This window comes from Pseudonocardia hierapolitana, assembly GCF_007994075.1.
In the GTDB taxonomy this organism is placed as follows: domain Bacteria; phylum Actinomycetota; class Actinomycetes; order Mycobacteriales; family Pseudonocardiaceae; genus Pseudonocardia; species Pseudonocardia hierapolitana.
On record NZ_VIWU01000001.1, the window covers coordinates 7,565,260 to 7,580,077 of the forward strand.

General features: G+C 73.8%; 12 protein-coding genes. 5 read left to right on the forward strand and 7 right to left on the reverse strand.

Annotation, left to right across the window (positions count from 1 at the left end; translation table 11 throughout):
• The first annotated feature begins 54 nt into the window (after nucleotides 1-54).
• Nucleotides 55-1,650 carry an amino acid permease gene (locus tag FHX44_RS35675; RefSeq protein WP_147259797.1) on the forward strand — a complete coding sequence of 532 codons (1,596 nt, stop codon included), beginning with the start codon at nucleotides 55-57 and terminating at the stop codon, nucleotides 1,648-1,650.
• Between the two features lie 73 nt (nucleotides 1,651-1,723).
• Entirely contained in the window at nucleotides 1,724-3,532 is a 1,809-nt protein-coding gene (locus tag FHX44_RS35680) for a serine/threonine-protein kinase (RefSeq protein ID WP_147259798.1), read from the forward strand.
• A 7-nt stretch (nucleotides 3,533-3,539) separates the two neighbouring features.
• On the opposite strand, the gene FHX44_RS35685 is transcribed toward FHX44_RS35680, so the two are convergent.
• A complete protein-coding gene (locus tag FHX44_RS35685) occupies nucleotides 3,540-4,088 on the reverse strand; it encodes a DinB family protein (protein WP_147259799.1) in 549 nt (182 codons plus the stop codon).
• A gap of 11 nt (nucleotides 4,089-4,099) precedes the next feature.
• Complete coding sequence (locus FHX44_RS35690) at nucleotides 4,100-5,563, reverse strand: MFS transporter (protein ID WP_147259800.1); 1,464 nt, start codon at nucleotides 5,561-5,563, stop codon at nucleotides 4,100-4,102.
• A 60-nt stretch (nucleotides 5,564-5,623) separates the two neighbouring features.
• On the opposite strand from FHX44_RS35690, the gene FHX44_RS35695 reads away from it, so the two are divergent.
• Nucleotides 5,624-6,013: a MarR family winged helix-turn-helix transcriptional regulator gene (locus tag FHX44_RS35695; RefSeq protein WP_425469166.1), complete on the forward strand. Its 390-nt coding sequence runs from the start codon at nucleotides 5,624-5,626 to the stop codon at nucleotides 6,011-6,013.
• Nucleotides 6,014-6,114: 101 nt separating this feature from the next.
• Here FHX44_RS35695 and FHX44_RS35700 read toward each other — a convergent pair whose 3' ends face one another.
• Nucleotides 6,115-6,534, reverse strand: a complete 420-nt coding sequence (locus FHX44_RS35700; RefSeq protein ID WP_147259801.1) for a hypothetical protein — start codon at nucleotides 6,532-6,534, stop codon at nucleotides 6,115-6,117.
• A gap of 72 nt (nucleotides 6,535-6,606) precedes the next feature.
• Between FHX44_RS35700 and FHX44_RS35705 the strand changes: the two genes are divergently transcribed.
• The gene (locus FHX44_RS35705) at nucleotides 6,607-7,209 is read left to right on the forward strand and encodes a TetR/AcrR family transcriptional regulator (protein WP_147259802.1); all 603 of its coding nucleotides are present in this window, start codon (nucleotides 6,607-6,609) and stop codon (nucleotides 7,207-7,209) included.
• Here the strand turns inward: FHX44_RS35705 and FHX44_RS35710 are convergent.
• Complete coding sequence (locus FHX44_RS35710; RefSeq protein ID WP_147259803.1) at nucleotides 7,190-9,532, reverse strand: phosphotransferase; 2,343 nt, start codon at nucleotides 9,530-9,532, stop codon at nucleotides 7,190-7,192. The genes FHX44_RS35705 and FHX44_RS35710 overlap by 20 nt on opposite strands.
• 328 nt (nucleotides 9,533-9,860) lie before the next feature.
• Here FHX44_RS35710 and FHX44_RS35715 point away from each other — a divergent pair, with 328 nt between their 5' ends.
• Complete coding sequence (locus tag FHX44_RS35715; protein WP_147259804.1) at nucleotides 9,861-10,268, forward strand: RidA family protein; 408 nt, start codon at nucleotides 9,861-9,863, stop codon at nucleotides 10,266-10,268.
• A 40-nt stretch (nucleotides 10,269-10,308) separates the two neighbouring features.
• Here FHX44_RS35715 and FHX44_RS35720 read toward each other — a convergent pair whose 3' ends face one another.
• From FHX44_RS35720 to FHX44_RS35735, 3 genes are all read right to left on the reverse strand, one after another.
• A complete protein-coding gene (locus tag FHX44_RS35720) occupies nucleotides 10,309-11,175 on the reverse strand; it encodes a L,D-transpeptidase family protein (RefSeq protein WP_170309173.1) in 867 nt (288 codons plus the stop codon).
• A gap of 165 nt (nucleotides 11,176-11,340) precedes the next feature.
• Nucleotides 11,341-13,152 carry an ABC transporter ATP-binding protein gene (locus tag FHX44_RS35730; RefSeq protein WP_246170768.1) on the reverse strand — a complete coding sequence of 604 codons (1,812 nt, stop codon included), beginning with the start codon at nucleotides 13,150-13,152 and terminating at the stop codon, nucleotides 11,341-11,343.
• Nucleotides 13,149-14,813: an ABC transporter transmembrane domain-containing protein gene (locus FHX44_RS35735; protein WP_246170769.1), complete on the reverse strand. Its 1,665-nt coding sequence runs from the start codon at nucleotides 14,811-14,813 to the stop codon at nucleotides 13,149-13,151. The genes FHX44_RS35730 and FHX44_RS35735 overlap by 4 nt, the downstream gene beginning before the upstream one ends.
• Nucleotides 14,814-14,818 lie beyond the last annotated feature (5 nt).

Genomic DNA, 14,818 nt, shown 5'->3' on the forward strand with positions numbered 1-14,818 from the left:
CCGACGCCCCAGACTCCCCCGAGCTCCCCAGATCCGATGAACCGAGGCCCCACCATGTCGACCCCAGCCGGCTACCTGAACCGAGAGCGCGAGACCGCGCGCAGTGACGAGGCGCTGCTGCTGCGCCTGGGCTACTCGCAGGTCCTGTACCGCGAGATGGGCGGGTTCTCCAACTTCGCCATCTCGTTCACGATCATCTCGGTCCTCGCGGGCTGCCTCACCTCGTACTACCTCGCGTTCAACAACGGCGGCCCGGTCGCGATCACGTGGGGCTGGCTGCTCGTCGGCGGCTTCTGCGTGATCGTGGCCATGGCGATGGGCGAGATCGCCTCCTCGATGCCCACGGCAGGCGCCCTGTACTTCTGGGCGTCCAAGCTCGGCGGGCCCGCGTGGGGCTGGTTCACCGGCTGGTTCAACCTCCTCGGCCAGATCGCGGTCACCGCGTCCATCCAGTACGGCTCGGCCACGTTCGCGACGGCGCTGCTGAACCTGTGGTTCCCGAGCATGGTGGGCACGGACACGACCACGATCTTCATCGTCTTCACGGTGATCGCCGCCGGTCAGCTGGGCCTCAACCTGCTCAACGTCAACCTGCTGTCGCGGCTCAACACCCTCTCCGCCTGGTGGCACATGGCCGGGGTCGCGCTGATCGTCGTGATCCTGCTGATCGTTCCCACCGAGCACCAGTCGCCCGCGTTCGTGTTCGGCGAGGTGATCAACAACTCCGGGTTCTCCGACACCGGCATCTGGTTCGTGTTCGGCCTCGGGTTGTTGATGGCGCAGTACACGATCACCGGCTACGACGCCTCGGCGCACATGAGCGAGGAGACCCGCGGGGCGTCGCGCGCCACGGCGCTCGGCATGATCTGGGCCGTCGTCGCGTCGGTCGTGTTCGGCTTCATCCTGCTGGTCGCGGTCACGTTCGCGGTGCCCGACGTGCAGGGCACCCTCGACGCCGCCGGGATGGCCGTGGTCTACATCTGGTCCGAGGCCACCAACGACACGTGGGCCGAGTTCATGCTCATCATCGTCGTGATCGCGCAGCTGTTCTGCGGCACCGCGTCGGTGACGTCCGCGTCGCGGATGATGTTCGCGTTCTCCCGAGACCGTGCGGTGCCCTTCTCCCGCCTGTGGCGCCGCGTCGGTGCCAACCGGGTGCCGGTGAACTCGGTGATCGCGATCGCGATCACCGCGTGGGCGCTCATGATCCCGACGCTGGCCAACGGCGTGGTCGGCTACGCCGTCGGCACCTCCATCGCCGTGATCGGCCTCAACATCGCGTTCGCGCTGCCGATCATCCTGCGGATCAGGGCGGGCGAGAAGTTCGAGCCGGGCGCTTGGAGCCTGGGCAAGCACTACAAGTGGGTCTCGTGGGTGGCGGTCGTCTGGATCGCGGTGATGTGCGTGCTGTTCCTCCTGCCGATCTCGCCCAAGGGCATCCCGGGCGCCGAGGACTTCACCTGGGAGTCGGTGAACTACGCCCCGCTGACGGTGGGCGGCGCCGTCGTGCTCTTCGGAGGCTGGTACTTCCTGTCGGCCCGCAAGTGGTTCACCGGTCCGGTGCGCGAGGCCCGTCCGGAGGAGCCCGGCCCGATGCAACGCCAGCAGATCCAGCAGCACCAGGTGCGCGAGCCCGTCCGGCCGTCCTGACGGCTCGACGCCGGGCGACGCCCGGCGCAGGCCGAGATTCCGCATCCGCTACCGTTCGCCGGTCGGATTGGGTGTGGGGGGAACCGTGGAGCGTGGTGACCTGATCGCCGGGCAGTACCGCCTCGACGCCGAAATCGGCTCCGGCGGAACGGGCGAGGTGTGGCGCGCGACCGAGGAGGGGTCGAAGGCGGCCGTCGCGTTGAGTCGCGTGCGCCTGTCCCACCTGGCGACCGGCGACCGCGAACGCGCGCGTGAGCGGTTGCGCGCGGACGCTGCGATGGCCTCGCTGCTGGACCACCCGAACATCGCCTCGGTGCGCGGGCTGGTGGAGCACGACGGTGAGCCTTGGCTGGTCACGACGTACGTGTCGGCGCCGAACCTGACCGAGCTCACGGCGGCCGGGCCGTTGGCCCCGGGCCGGGCCGCCGAGATCGGCGCGCAGGTGGCCGCCGCGCTGGCCTACGCGCACTCGCCGGCGCTCCGCGTCGTGCACGGGGCCGTGACACCGCTGAGCGTCCTCGTCGGCAGGGGTGACCGCGTCACGCTCACCGGCTTCGGGATCTCCGTCGCGCAGGACCATGGTCCGTCCGGGCCGGCGGCGGCGTACGTGGCCCCCGAGGTGGCGAACGGGCTCGAGCCCGGGCCGCAGGCCGACGTCTTCTCGCTCGGGGCCGCGCTGTACGCGGTGGTGGAAGGGCGTTCCCCGTGGGGCGAAGGGGATCCCGGGCAGGTCCGCACGGCAGCGATGAAGGGGGTCGTCGACCCGCCGCGCCGGGCCGGGGCGCTCGGTCCCGTGCTGATGCGCATGCTGGAGAGCAGGCCCCGCGAGCGGCCCGGAGCGGCGGAGGCCGCCCGGATGCTCGGGGAGGTGGCACGGACTGAGCCCACCGATGGGCGCGGCGAGCGCACCGGTCGGCGACGGTGGCCCTGGATCGCGGCCGCCGCAGCCGCCGCGGTGGTGGTGGCGCTCGGGTCGGTCGTCTGGCTGCGCCCGGTGCCGGCCGGGGTCGACGCCGCGGCTGCAGGCCCTGCGCTCGGCGACCCCGCCACGGCCGACCCGTGCTCGCTGCTGCGCCCCGAGCCGCTCGACCGTTTCGGCCAGACCCTCCTGGAGGCCGACGCCGGCAACTTCGACCGCTGTGACGTGACCATCGACTCCGCGCAGGACCGCTTCACGGTGCAGGTGCAGCTCATCCAGTCCGGCCCGGCCCTGCCCGAGGGCGTGCCCGAGGAACGCGACGGTGTCGTGATCGTGCGGGGTGCACCCGTCAACGGGGAGTGCGTCCGCACGTTGCGGCTGTCCGACGGGCACGACGTCCGCGTCCTCGCCCGGCCCGTGCGCGGCGCGCTCCCGGACCCGTGCGCCGTGGCCGACGTCGCCACCGACACCGCGCTCGCGGTGATCGCCGCCGGCCCGGTGCCCCGCCGCTCGGCACCGTTCGACCCCGCGTCGCTGGCGATGGTCGACGCGTGCGGCCTGCTCGACACCGCGACGGTCGCGACCGTGCCGGGTCTGGAGACCGCCGAGGCCGACCCCGGCGTCGCGGGGTGGGACTGCGACTGGGAGAACGTGACCACCGGTGCGTCGATCGAGGTCAGCTACGACCGCAACCGCGGCGGCATCAGCAGGAACGCGGGTAACCGGATGAAGATCGAAGGCCGCGACGCCGCCGCTCGGAGGGACGAGGACGGCGCCGGGTGCGACGTCACGGTCATGCACCGCCCCTACACCGACAAGCGCGGATACCCGGCGGCCGAGCTGCTGATCGTGAAGGTCGACCTGGCGGCCCCGGCCCCCGGCGCGCCCCCGGTCGCGGACCCGTGCCCGCGGGGCATCGCGATAGCCACGGTCGCGGTCAAGCGGATGTCGGCCGCGCCGTGATCCGGGTTCATCGTCCGGCTGCGCGGAGCAGCCGCAGCTGACCCAGCTCCGCGGTGTTCTTCATGAGCTCGGCGTTGGCCCAGGCCAGCATCTGAGCCACCGTCATCCCGGAGCCGGCCGGCCACGGGAACGGGGCGGGGCCTGCGAGATCGGCTTCGGTGAGCCGGTCCAGCACCGCGAGCCACTCGTCGTGCAGCCCGCGCAGCCAGCCGACGGTCGCGTCGGGTCCCGGCCACGCGACCGCCGCGCGGTCGCGCGGCTCGCGCCCATGGGCGTGATCGGCCGCCACGCTCCACCACCAGCCGAGGTGCCAGGTCACCCAGCCGATGGTCGGCACCGGGATCGGATCGGGCTCGGTGTCGGCCCAGTCCGGGGTCCAGCTCCCGTCGGCGCCCTGCCGCAGGGTCCAGCAGAGCGGCGCAGGCTCCCAGAGGAAGTCGGCGGTGGCCAGCCGGTCGAGGTGGAGCTCGGCCAGGGACCAGGTCAGGTCGAACTGCCACCGCAGCAGGTCGCGAGTCACGTGGTGATCATCGCGGCCTGCTGCGGTGTCCTGCATCCGGATTCCCCTCAGTCGGCGAGCGCGAGCTCCGCCGGCACCCGCTCGCGCCGTCCGGCCAGCCCGGTCAGCGCGATGAGCAAGCCCGCGACGGCGAACCCGGTGACGACACCGAGTGCGGGCGTGAACCCGGCCAGCAGGGCGTCCGGGCCGGTACGCCCCTCGCCGCCCGCCACCAGCACCGCCGTGACGATCGCCAGGCCGAGCGCACCGCCGACCTGCACCGAGGTGTTCAGCAGCCCGCCGGCGAGACCCTGCTCGTCGTCCGGGATCCCGGCGGTGGCCTGGATGTTGAACGAGGCGAAGGCCAGCATGAAGCCGAGCCCGAGCAGGATCATGCTGGGAAGCACGCCGACCACGTACGGCGCGTCCCGGTCGACCACGAGGAACAGCACGTACGCGGCGACGTGGGCCACCACGCCCGCCGTGATCGTGCGTGCGGTGCCGACGCGCTCGATCAGGGGATCCATCCGTGGCGAGCCGAACGCGACGATCAGCGCGGCAGGCAGGAAGCCGAGCGCGGTCTGCAGGGCGGACCAGCCCAGCACGGACTGCAGGTACAGCATCACCACGAACTGGAAGCCGAGGTAGCCGCCGAAGAACACCATGACGCCGAGGTTCGCCCTGGCCAGCCGGCCGGACCGCAGGATGCCCAGCCGCACGAGCGGGTGGGCGCTGCGCCGCTCGACGACCAGGAACGCGGCGATCAGCACCGCGGTGAGGGCGAACTGGAGCAGCGTGCGCGGCGTGGCCCAGCCGACCTCGGGTGCCTCGACCACGGTGTAGACGAGCAGCAGCATGGCGGCCACGCCGGTGATCGCGCCGGGCAGGTCGTAGCCGCCGGTGCGCTGCGCGGGCCGGTCGTCGGGCAGCATCCGGTAGGCCGCGACGAACGCGACGATCGCGACCGGCACGGGCAGGAAGAACGTCCACCGCCAGCCGACCTCGGTGAGCAGCCCGGAGAGCACGAGGCCCGCCGAGTACCCGCTCGCCCCGAACACCGCGAAGACGCCCAGCGCCCGGTTCCGGGCCGGGCCTTCTGCGAACGTGGTGGTGATGATCGACAGGGCCGCGGGTGCCGTGAAGGCCGCGGAAGCGCCCTTCACGAGGCGGGTGGCGATCAGCAGTGCGCCGTCGTCGACGAGGCCGCCGATCAGCGACGCGAACGTGAACACGGCGACGGCGACGAGGAACACCCGTCGCCTGCCGAGCAGGTCGGCGGTGCGGCCGCCGAGCAGCAGCAGGCCGCCGTAGGACAGGACGTATCCGCTGACGACCCACTGCAGGGTGCTGGTGGAGAGGCCGAGCTCGGCCTGGATGACGGGAAGCGCGACGCCGACCATCGACACGTCGAGCGCGTCGAGGCCGACGACGAGGGACACGGTGAGCAGCACGCCCCAGAGCCGGGGCGTCCACCGTGTGGAGGTGGTCGTGAGGGAAGCGGTCACGAGCGACGAGAGTACATGCACACGCATCAGATGCAAGTGCATTCAATGCGGGTGCATCACAGTCGCGTGCATGCTAATGTGCGGCCCGTGAGCGCCGGTATCGACAGCGGGGCCGAGGAGCAGCTGCTGGACGAGTGGCACGCCCTGCTCGCCCGCCACGCCGCTGTCTGCGGTGCGCTCGAGGCAGAGCTGCGCCGGCGGCACGGCATCGGCGTGAGCGAGTTCGAGGCGCTCGAGCGCCTCGCCACGGGCCCGCAGGGCAAGTGCCGCGGCGTGGAGCTCACCGAGGCCGTGCACCTGAGCCAGAGTGCGGCGTCCCGGCTGGTCGCGCGCATGGAGCGCGACGGTCTCGTCGAGCGCACCGGCTGCCCCGATGACCGCCGCGCGATCTTCATCGCGCTCACGGAGGCCGGCAGGCGGCGCTACCACGAGGCGAAGCCCACCCAGCGCGCGGTGCTCGCGGCGAGGATGGGCTAGCGCGGCGCCCATTCCGACGAACGGCGCGTTCGTCGGAACCTTTCCGACCAGTGCGCCGCTCGTCGGAAGGGTGCTGCGCCCCGCGCGGTGACGACGGTGGATCAGGCGGCGCCGCGCCACCACCGCCTGGCCGCGGGGTGGGCGACCGCGCGGGGACGCGGGGCCGGCGAGGGGACCTCGACGCCGAGGGTCTGCCGGACGAGCCGCCGCTCCCGCTCCTGTGCGGCGGAGAGCGCGGGGGAGTCGGCATGGGCGTCCAGGAGCGCCCGGAGGCCTCGACCGCCCGTCGTCGGGTCGGTCCACGCCGCCACGACGGCGGCGTCGAAGTCGGCGGGAGCGTCCTCGAGCAGGTTGTCGACCCGGGCGAAGAGCGCGGTGCGCCAGCGGTGGTGGAGGGCGAGCAGGAACGACTCGATGCTGCCGAACGTGGCCTCGACGTCGCCACGCCGGGTGATCTCCGGACGGCCCGTGCGGGCGGCCTCGGTCAGCACCTCGCGGATCAGCAGGAACTTCGAGGACATGGCGTCGGTCTCCAGCGCTGCGACGGTTACATACTCTGTGTACGTACTCTGAGTATGTCGTAGACTCCCGGCATGTCAAGGCCGAAGAGTCGGCGCGAGCTCTACTCGGAGGCCACCCGCGCGGCGTTGCTGGAGACGGCCACGGCGATGTTCGCCGACCGTGGCTTCGCGCGGACCTCCCTGGACGACATCGCGGTCGCCACCCAGGTCACCCGCGGCGCGGTGTACCACCACTTCGAGAGCAAGCAGGCGGTGTTCGAGGCGGTCTTCGACGCGCTCGAGCAGGACATGTCGGCGCGGGTCACGGCGGCCGCCGCCGGGCAGCCGGACGCGTGGCAGGCGGGGATGGCCGCGCTCGACGCGTTCCTCGACCTGTGCTGCGAGGACCGGTACGGCCGGCTGTGCTGGCTGGAGGGGCCGCTCGCGCTGGGCTGGGCCCGCTGGATGGACTACGAGAAGAAGTACGCCTACGCGATGATCGACGGGTTCCTGCAGGCCGCTCGCGAGGAGGGGTTGCTCGGGCCGGTGCCGGCGACGACGAGCAGCCAGTTGGTGTTCCACCTGCTCGGTGGGGCGGGACGCACGATCGCCGAGGCCCCGGAGGCCGAGCGCAGGGCGGTGCGCGACGGTTGTGCCGTGACGATCCGCCGGATGCTCAACGGGCTGCGCGCGTAGCCCACTCCGGCTGGGCCTGGGCTGTCGGCCCGCGGTCGAGCAGGTCGGCGGCGCCCTGCAGCACCACCCGCACGTTGCGCCGGTTCCACACCGGGTTGGCGGCCATCCGGTCCGACCGCGACACGCACGAGTGGACGTGCTCCAGCCAGCCGAGCAGGACCAGCACCTCGGGGGCGAGGACGCTCCCGCCGAGCGCGGACTGGCACCCGACGAGCACGTCGGCCTCGGCCCGCGGCACGCCGCCGAGCCACCGCAGCACCACCGGGCCGTACTCCTCGCCGCTCGCCATGGCCTCCGCCATCGGGATGAACGTCGCGACGTCGAGCACGGACAGGCCGTCCGGCCGTGCCGTGCACCAGTCGATGATCGCGCTCACCCGCCCGTTCGGCGCGGCCAGCAGGTTGACCGGCAGGTAGTCGCCGTGCGTCCAGCCGACGCCCACGATCTGGCCCCGCAGCCGCGTGTCCAGCAGCGCGGCCACCCGGCCCGCCTCGGCCTTGAGCCCCGCGGGCAGCGTGCGGGAGAGGGCGGTGAACGGCTGGTGCACCCAGCAGTCGAGCTCTGCATCCCCGATCCGGCGCAACGTGGCCGTCTGGCGGTGCAGCTCGCTGATCGCGGCGACCGCGCTGGACAGGAACGGGCCGCGGCGCGCCGGGTCGGCCAGGGCATCGGGGCCGGACCCACCGGGCAGCAGCGTCTCGGTGAGGCAGTAGGTGTCGCCGACCTCGGCGGTGCCGAGCACGCGGGGGATGAGCGGCGTCCAGTGCTGGAGGCGCGGGTCGGCGTGCAGTGCCGCCAGCGCCGAGGTCTGCTGGCGGAGTTCCTGCTGCCCGTTCGCGGTGTCGGCGGCCTTGAGCATGGCCCGGCGCTCGCCGACCGGCCCGATCGCGACCACCACCGTCTCGGAGCCGCCGCCCATGGCCGAGCCGATCGCCCAATCGGCCGGGGCGCCGACCCGGCGCAGGCCGTCCTCGCCGACCCGGCGCAGCAGGGCGGAGCTGCGGATGCCGTCGATCCACGCGCCCGGCGGGCCGGGTACCCACGGGGCGTTCATGATCAGAACGACGGTCGCGACGCAGCACTGCGCGGCGAACCAGGCCAGGCCGACGGCCAGCACGCCCAGGTGAGGCATGAGCACCCACGCCAGCCCGATCGTGAGCACCGAGATGGAGGTCGGCACGCCGAACTGGACGCCTCGCCGCTGGCGGACCCGTGCCGTGCTGGTGGCCGCCGCGGTGACCACGTTGGGGATGGCGGACAACGCGATGAGGGCGAGCGCTCCGGCGCCGGTGGCGGCGTAGTGCGGGCCGAAGAGTGCGAGCACGAGGGGCGCGGCGAGCGCCAGGACGAGCGCGACCGGGACCACGAGCATCAGCCCGCGGCGCACGGTCTCCCGGCGCGCCTTGTGGACCTGCGCCGGGTCGGCCGCGTTGTGGGCGATCATCGACTGGCCCATGCCGGACGGCACCATGTACAGCGCGAGCCCGAACTGCCAGACCATGTTGTAGGCGGCCGCCGCCTCGGCGCCGAGGCGGCCCAGCACCAGCACCGGCAGCCCCATCATGGCGGCCTGCCAGAACAGGGCGCCCACGTAGTCGGCGCCGATGAAGCGGCCGATGGCGCCGGCGGTGATCGGCACCGCCCGTTCGGCGGTCCTCCGGCCGTGCGCGGGCAGCAGCCGGATGAGCAGCCACAGGTTGATCGGCAGCACGATCAGGGCCGTGGCGATCACCCAGGACAGCGCGATGCCGCCGGGCACGGCCGCGAGCGTGACCGCGACGAGCAGGCCGATCTTGAGCACCGAGAAGACGAGGTTCTCGATCGGCACGGCGGTGGCCCTGCCGACGGCGGTGAGGACGTAGTCCTGGAGGCTGAACAGCGTCCAGACCGGGCAGCTCACGGCGAAGAACGCGATCAACGCGCCGTAACCGGCGATGTCGACCAGCTCGGGTGCCCACCACATCGCTCCCACCGCGAAACCGGCGCCGGCGAGGCCGGACAGGGTGATCGCCACCAGGTAGCCGAGCACCACGAGCCGGCGGGCCGCCGTGCCCGCCACGGGGACGAAGCGCAGCAGCGCGTGCGACATGTTCAGGTGTGCGATGCCGCCGACCAGCATGAGCGACGACACCGCGACCGCGTTCACGCCGACGACGTCGGCCGGGAACATCTGCGCCGCGAGCACCCAGTACAGCAGCCCGACCGCGGACGACATCCCGGAGCTCACCACGAGGGCGAGCCCGTCGCGGTGCTGCGGCGATCGCCACCCGTTCAACAGGCTCTTCACCCGCGCGACCGCGACGACCACCTGCGCGCCCCCCAAGAAATCCGGCCTACAACACCATCGTGAACACCGCATGGACACCACTCGAACGGTGGCTGTCCGCGGGACATCCTGCCCGAGTGCCGGTTCTGTCCGCTCCTGACCCCGTGGAACGCGGCGAATCCGGCGACGATCGGCGGGCGGGCATCGGCGGGTGCGCCGGATGGAGCGGTGTGCGGCCGGCGCGCGGAACGACGATCACGGCGTCCACGACGCCGGCCGGCACCGGCCGGATTTGTCGGTGTCGTCTGCTCGGATGACCTCGTCTTCTCGGAATTTCTTCTCCGAGTCTTCTCCGAGTCGTCTCCGACGAGCGAAAGGTGGTCCGGTGCCGGTCGAGCTGATCAACCCGGAGGGTTTGCCGCAACCGCAGGGGTATGCGCAGGTGGGGGTCGCATCCGGCAGCCGCCTGGTGTACGTGTCCGGGCAGGTTGCACGCACCGCCGACGGCGGCCGGGTCGGGGCGGGCGACCTGGCGGCCCAGACCGAGCAGGCCTACCTCAACCTCGCCACCGCACTCGCCGCCGCGGGCGCCACGTTCGCCGACGTCGCCAAGCTCACGGTCTACGTCGTCGACTGGTCGGCCGATCGCATGCCCGAGCTGGTCGCGGGGGCGATGCGCGCCGCCGAGCGGCTCGGGTTCGATCCGGTCCGCCCGATCACGCTGCTCGGCGTCACGGCGCTCGGCGAGCCCGACCTGCTGGTGGAGGTCGAAGCGGTCGCGGTGCTCGACTGAGCGGTGCTCGACCGAGCGGTGCGGGGTCCTCGGCAGGGCGTCAGTAGACGTGGACCTCGGTGCCCACCGGGGCCACGTCGCTGGCCCACAGCAGATCCATGGCCGCGTTGGTCACGCGCACGCAGCCGTGCGACGCGGGGTGGGCGGGGATGCTGCCCGAGCCGTGCACCGCGACGCCGCCGTGGAAGTACTTCGGCCGGTAGAGCACGCCCAGCTCGGCCTCACGCACGCCGTTGATCTGGCGCTCGATCTCGAAGTCTCCGCGCGGTGTGCGGGCCACGCCGGTGCCGCCGGAGGGGCGGTCGTAGGCCTCCCCGTTGCCCGTGGAGGTGTTGAACGCCCACTGCACCTCGCCGCCGCGCACCACGAGCAGCAGCTGCCGCTCCAGGTCGACCTCGATGTGGTCGCCCTCCGTGGTGCGTGGGGTCGGTCGGGACGCCGTCGGGAGCTTCCCGCGGGTGTCGGGTCCGGCCACGCCGTCGCGGTCGAGGCCCTCGGCCTTCTGGAACGCCATCACGGCCTGGCGGGTGAGCTGGCCGTAGTGGCCGTCGATCTCGCCGAGCCAGTAGCCGAGGGTGGACAGGCGCTGCTGGAGCTCCTCCACGGCGGGGCCGGACGCCTCCAGGCGCAGCACCGCGTCGGCGGCGTCCGGGGCGGGCGGGGTGGACGAGGTGGGCGGGGTGGAGGCCGACGGTGCCGTCGTCGGAGCAGCGGAGGTGGGAGGGGCGGAGGTGAGAGGAGTGGCCGCGGGCGGAAGGGTGGTCGGGGAGGCGGCCGGGTTCGCGCAGGCGCCGGTGAGGGTGAGACCGCTCGCGATCACCAGGGTGACCGCCAGCCGGGCCGGGGTGGGGATGTCGTGCGCTCGGTCAGCGCGGGTGCGTGGGGCGGCGACTGAGCCGGCGGCCATGTATGTGCTCCTCGGGTCCTGAAACGATCATGCCCGGAGGAGAATGCGCCCGAACGCCGAACGCCACGGCGTTTGCGACCGCGGCCCCGACCGGTCAGCATCGTCGAGATCATCCTGCACGCACGGGTGTGTGGCGTGCATATCGGGGTCGCGGGCGCGCGGATGTCACCCGGGAGCTCGACGGGCGGCGGTCCCGGGGCTCCCCTGCCAGGAGTGCCCCTGCCAGGAGTACCAGAGCGCGGCGTACGCGCCGCCGGCCGCGATGAGCTCGTCGTGGGCGCCGAGCTCGGTGACGCGCCCGTCCTGGAGCACCGCCACCCGGTCCGCGTCGTGGGCGGTGTGGAGCCGGTGGGCGATGGCGACGACGGTACGGCCGGCGAGCGCGGCGGCGAGCGCCCGTTCGGTGCTGCGGGCGGTGGCCGGGTCGAGCAGGGCCGTCGCCTCGTCCAGCACCACCGTGTGCGGGTCGGCGAGCACGACGCGGGCGAGCGCGAGCCGCTGGGCCAGTGCGCCGCCGGGTCGGTGCCCGTCCGGTCCGAGCCGCGTGTCGAGGCCGTCGGGGAGCTCGTCGACCCGGCAGCCGACGCAGTCGAGCGCGGCCCGCAGCGCGTCGTCGTCCGCGGCGGGGGCGGCCAGCAGGAGGTTGTCCCGCACCGTGCCGAGGAACACGTGGTGCTCCTGGGTGACGAGCACGATGTGGCGGCGCCGCTCCGCGCGGTCGAGACCCGCGACGGGCACACCGCCCACGGTGACGGTGCCGGTGCGCGGTGCGTCCAGCCCGGCCAGCAGACGCCCGAGGGTGGACTTGCCCGCACCGGACGGCCCGACGAGGGCGATCCGCTCGCCGGGGCGCAGCTCGAGGTCCACGCCGCGCAGGGCGTCGCGGTCGTGTCCCGGGTAGCCGAAGTGCACGCCCCGCACGGCCACCCGCTCGCCGACCGGCCGAGCTCCCGGCCGCGCTGCCAGCCGTGGCGCAGGTGGCGGGGGTGCGCCGGCGAGTCCCTCGACGCGGGCGAACGCGGCGGTGCTGCTCTGCAGCTGCTCGACGCGCCACAGGATCGTGTTCAGCGGGTTGGCCAGCTGCTGCAGGTAGAGCGCCGCGGCGGCCACGGCACCGAGGGTCGTCGCGCCGTGCGCGACCAGCACGCCGCCGACCAGCAGCACCGCGGCCACCGGCAGGACGTGGCAGATGTCCACGGCCGGGAACAGCACGCTGCGCAGCGCGAGCGTCCGTTCGCGGGCGCGGCGGCCGGTCCCGATCGCCGCGTCGCACGCGTCGATCCGGCGTTCCTGCAGCCGCAACGCCTCGACCGTCCGCGCGCCGGCCGCGGTGGCGGTGAGCACCTCGGCGAGCGCGGACGCGGCGGCGCCCTCCGCGAGGTAGGCGGCGTGCGCCCGGCGCAGGTACCAGCGGACCGCGAACCACGTCCCGACGAGGCCGACCAGGCCGCACGCGCCGAGCGGGGGAGCCACGACCACGACGGCCGCCAGCAGGAAGAGCGCCTGGACGGCCGCGACGAACAGGTCCGGGCCCGCGTCGCGGAGGGTGGCGGCCACGACGGCGACGTCCCCGGTGCCGCGGGCGCCGACACCAGCGCGTTCCACCACACCGGTGGGGAGGGCGAGCACCCGCTCGACGTACCGTTCGCGGACCCGGGACAGGGTCCGCTCGCCGAACCGGTGTGCGGCCCAGCGGGCCTGGCGGGCCAGGACGAGCTGGACCAGCGCGCACGCGACGATGCCCAGCGCGAGACGGTCCACGGTCTCCGGCCCGTTCCCCGCCCACACCTCACCGGATTGAACGGCGTCGACGGCCCGGCCCACGAGCCACGGGCCGGCGAGGCCTGCGGCCGCCGCGAGGGCGCTGAGCAGCACCATCGCGGTGGCCGTCCGGGCGTCGGCCCGCACCAGCCGAAGCGCGGCGCGGCGCGCGGCGCCCGGCGTGGCCACGGCCAGCGCCGCCCGGGGAGGTGTCACCGGGCCACCACCGCCCGGTAGCGCGGTTCGGTGGCGAGCAGCTCGTCGTGGGTCCCGGTCACGACCACCCGCCCGCCCACCAGCAGGCACACGGTGTCGGCGTGGGCGAGGAGCAGCGGCGAGGTGGTGGTGACGAGCGTCGTGCGCCCGAGCCGGGCGGCGCGCAGCCCGGCGGCCACCACCGCTTCGGTGTGCGCGTCGAGGGCGGAGGTGGGTTCGACGGCGAGCAGTACCTCGGGTTCGGCGACGAGCGCCCTGGCCAGGCGCACGCGCTGGCGCTGGCCCCCCGACAGGTTCTGCCCGTCGCCGTCGACGTGACCGTCGAGCCCGGCGGGCAGGCCGCGCACGACGTCCTCGGCGGCCGCCGCCTCGACCGCTCGTGCGATCGCGTCGTCGTCGGGATCGGCGCGGCCGGCGATGACCTCGCGCAGCGGGCCGGCGAACAGCGCCGCGTCCGGGTCGGCCACCAGCACGCGTTCGCGGACCTCGGCGGGCGCGACCGCGCCGAGGCGGTGCTCGCCCCAGGTCACCGACGACCCGGCGAACGCGCCGAGCCGGTCGATCACCGCTTCCGCATCGGCGGGCCGGTCGCTCACCAGCGCGGTGAACGTGCCCGGGGACACCTGCAGTCCCGACTCCGGATCGCGCAGCGCGGCCGGACCGGCGGGACCGGGACCGCCTGCGAGCGGGCGGGGCTCGAGGGCGAGGAACCGGGCGACCCGGTCGGCGGCCACCCAGCCGCGGGTGAGCTGGTGCGCTCCCTCGATGAGGGCGCCGACCGGCACCGCGAGGAGCGCGGCGTACCCGTAGACGGCGAGCAGGTCGCCGATCGTCATGCCGCCCGCCGCGGCCGTGCGGGCGGCAATCCAGGTCACACCGCCGACGAACAGCACCGGCAGCCCGGTGCCGACCGCGTCGATCCAGCTGCTGATCGCGCCGACCCGGTATCCCTCGGCACGCAGGGCCGCCGAGCCGTGCCGGTAGCGCCGCGCCACGAGGTCCTCGCCGCCGAGGCCTGCGAGCACGCGCAGCCCGCCGACGATGTCGAGCAGCCGGGCGTTGAGGCCGCTCTGCCGGATCCGGTACGTCCCCTCGAGCGCACGCAGCCGGCCGAGCAACGGGCCGACGAAGATCGCCAGCAGCGGAACCCCGAGCAACACCACCACGGCCAGCAGCGGTGAGATCGCGAGCATCAGCACGGCTACCACGATGTAGGTGACCACGGCCCCGACGCTGGGGCCTGCGACCGTCAACGCGGTGCTGACGGTGATCACGTCACCCAGGCCGATGCTGACGACCTCGCCCTTCGTCGTGCGCCTCTCCAGCGTGGCGCCGAGGCGGGTGGCGTGCACCAGCACCGCGCGGGAGATGCGGAAGGTCGCGTCCATCCGGACCCGCGACATCGTCCGGTGGCGCAGGATGGACAGCGTGGCGGTCGCACCGCCGGCGGCGAGCAGCGCGCCCGTCCAGGCGGCGAGCGCGGGCCACCGGCCGGTCGCGAGGCCGTCGTCGACGGCGCGGCCGAGCAGGTACGGCGCCAGCGCCATGCTGGGCATCCCGAGCGAGGCGAACACGGAGCCTGCGGCCACGCGCCCGCGCTGGCGCGCGACCAGCCACCAGAGCACGCGCCCGGGACCAGGGCGGGCCGGCACGTCGATCACCGGCC

What these genes read in the sequence shown, in the direction of transcription:
- FHX44_RS35675 (WP_147259797.1), top strand. Translation starts at nt 55, where the DNA reads ATGTCGACCCCAGCCGGCTACCTGAACCGAGAGCGCGAGACCGCGCGC.
- FHX44_RS35685 (WP_147259799.1), bottom strand. Translation starts at nt 4,088, where the DNA reads ATGCAGGACACCGCAGCAGGCCGCGATGATCACCACGTGACTCGCGAC.
- FHX44_RS35690 (WP_147259800.1), bottom strand. Translation starts at nt 5,563, where the DNA reads ATGCGTGTGCATGTACTCTCGTCGCTCGTGACCGCTTCCCTCACGACC.
- FHX44_RS35700 (WP_147259801.1), bottom strand. Translation starts at nt 6,534, where the DNA reads ATGTCCTCGAAGTTCCTGCTGATCCGCGAGGTGCTGACCGAGGCCGCC.
- FHX44_RS35705 (WP_147259802.1), top strand. Translation starts at nt 6,607, where the DNA reads ATGTCAAGGCCGAAGAGTCGGCGCGAGCTCTACTCGGAGGCCACCCGC.
- FHX44_RS35720 (WP_170309173.1), bottom strand. Translation starts at nt 11,175, where the DNA reads ATGGCCGCCGGCTCAGTCGCCGCCCCACGCACCCGCGCTGACCGAGCG.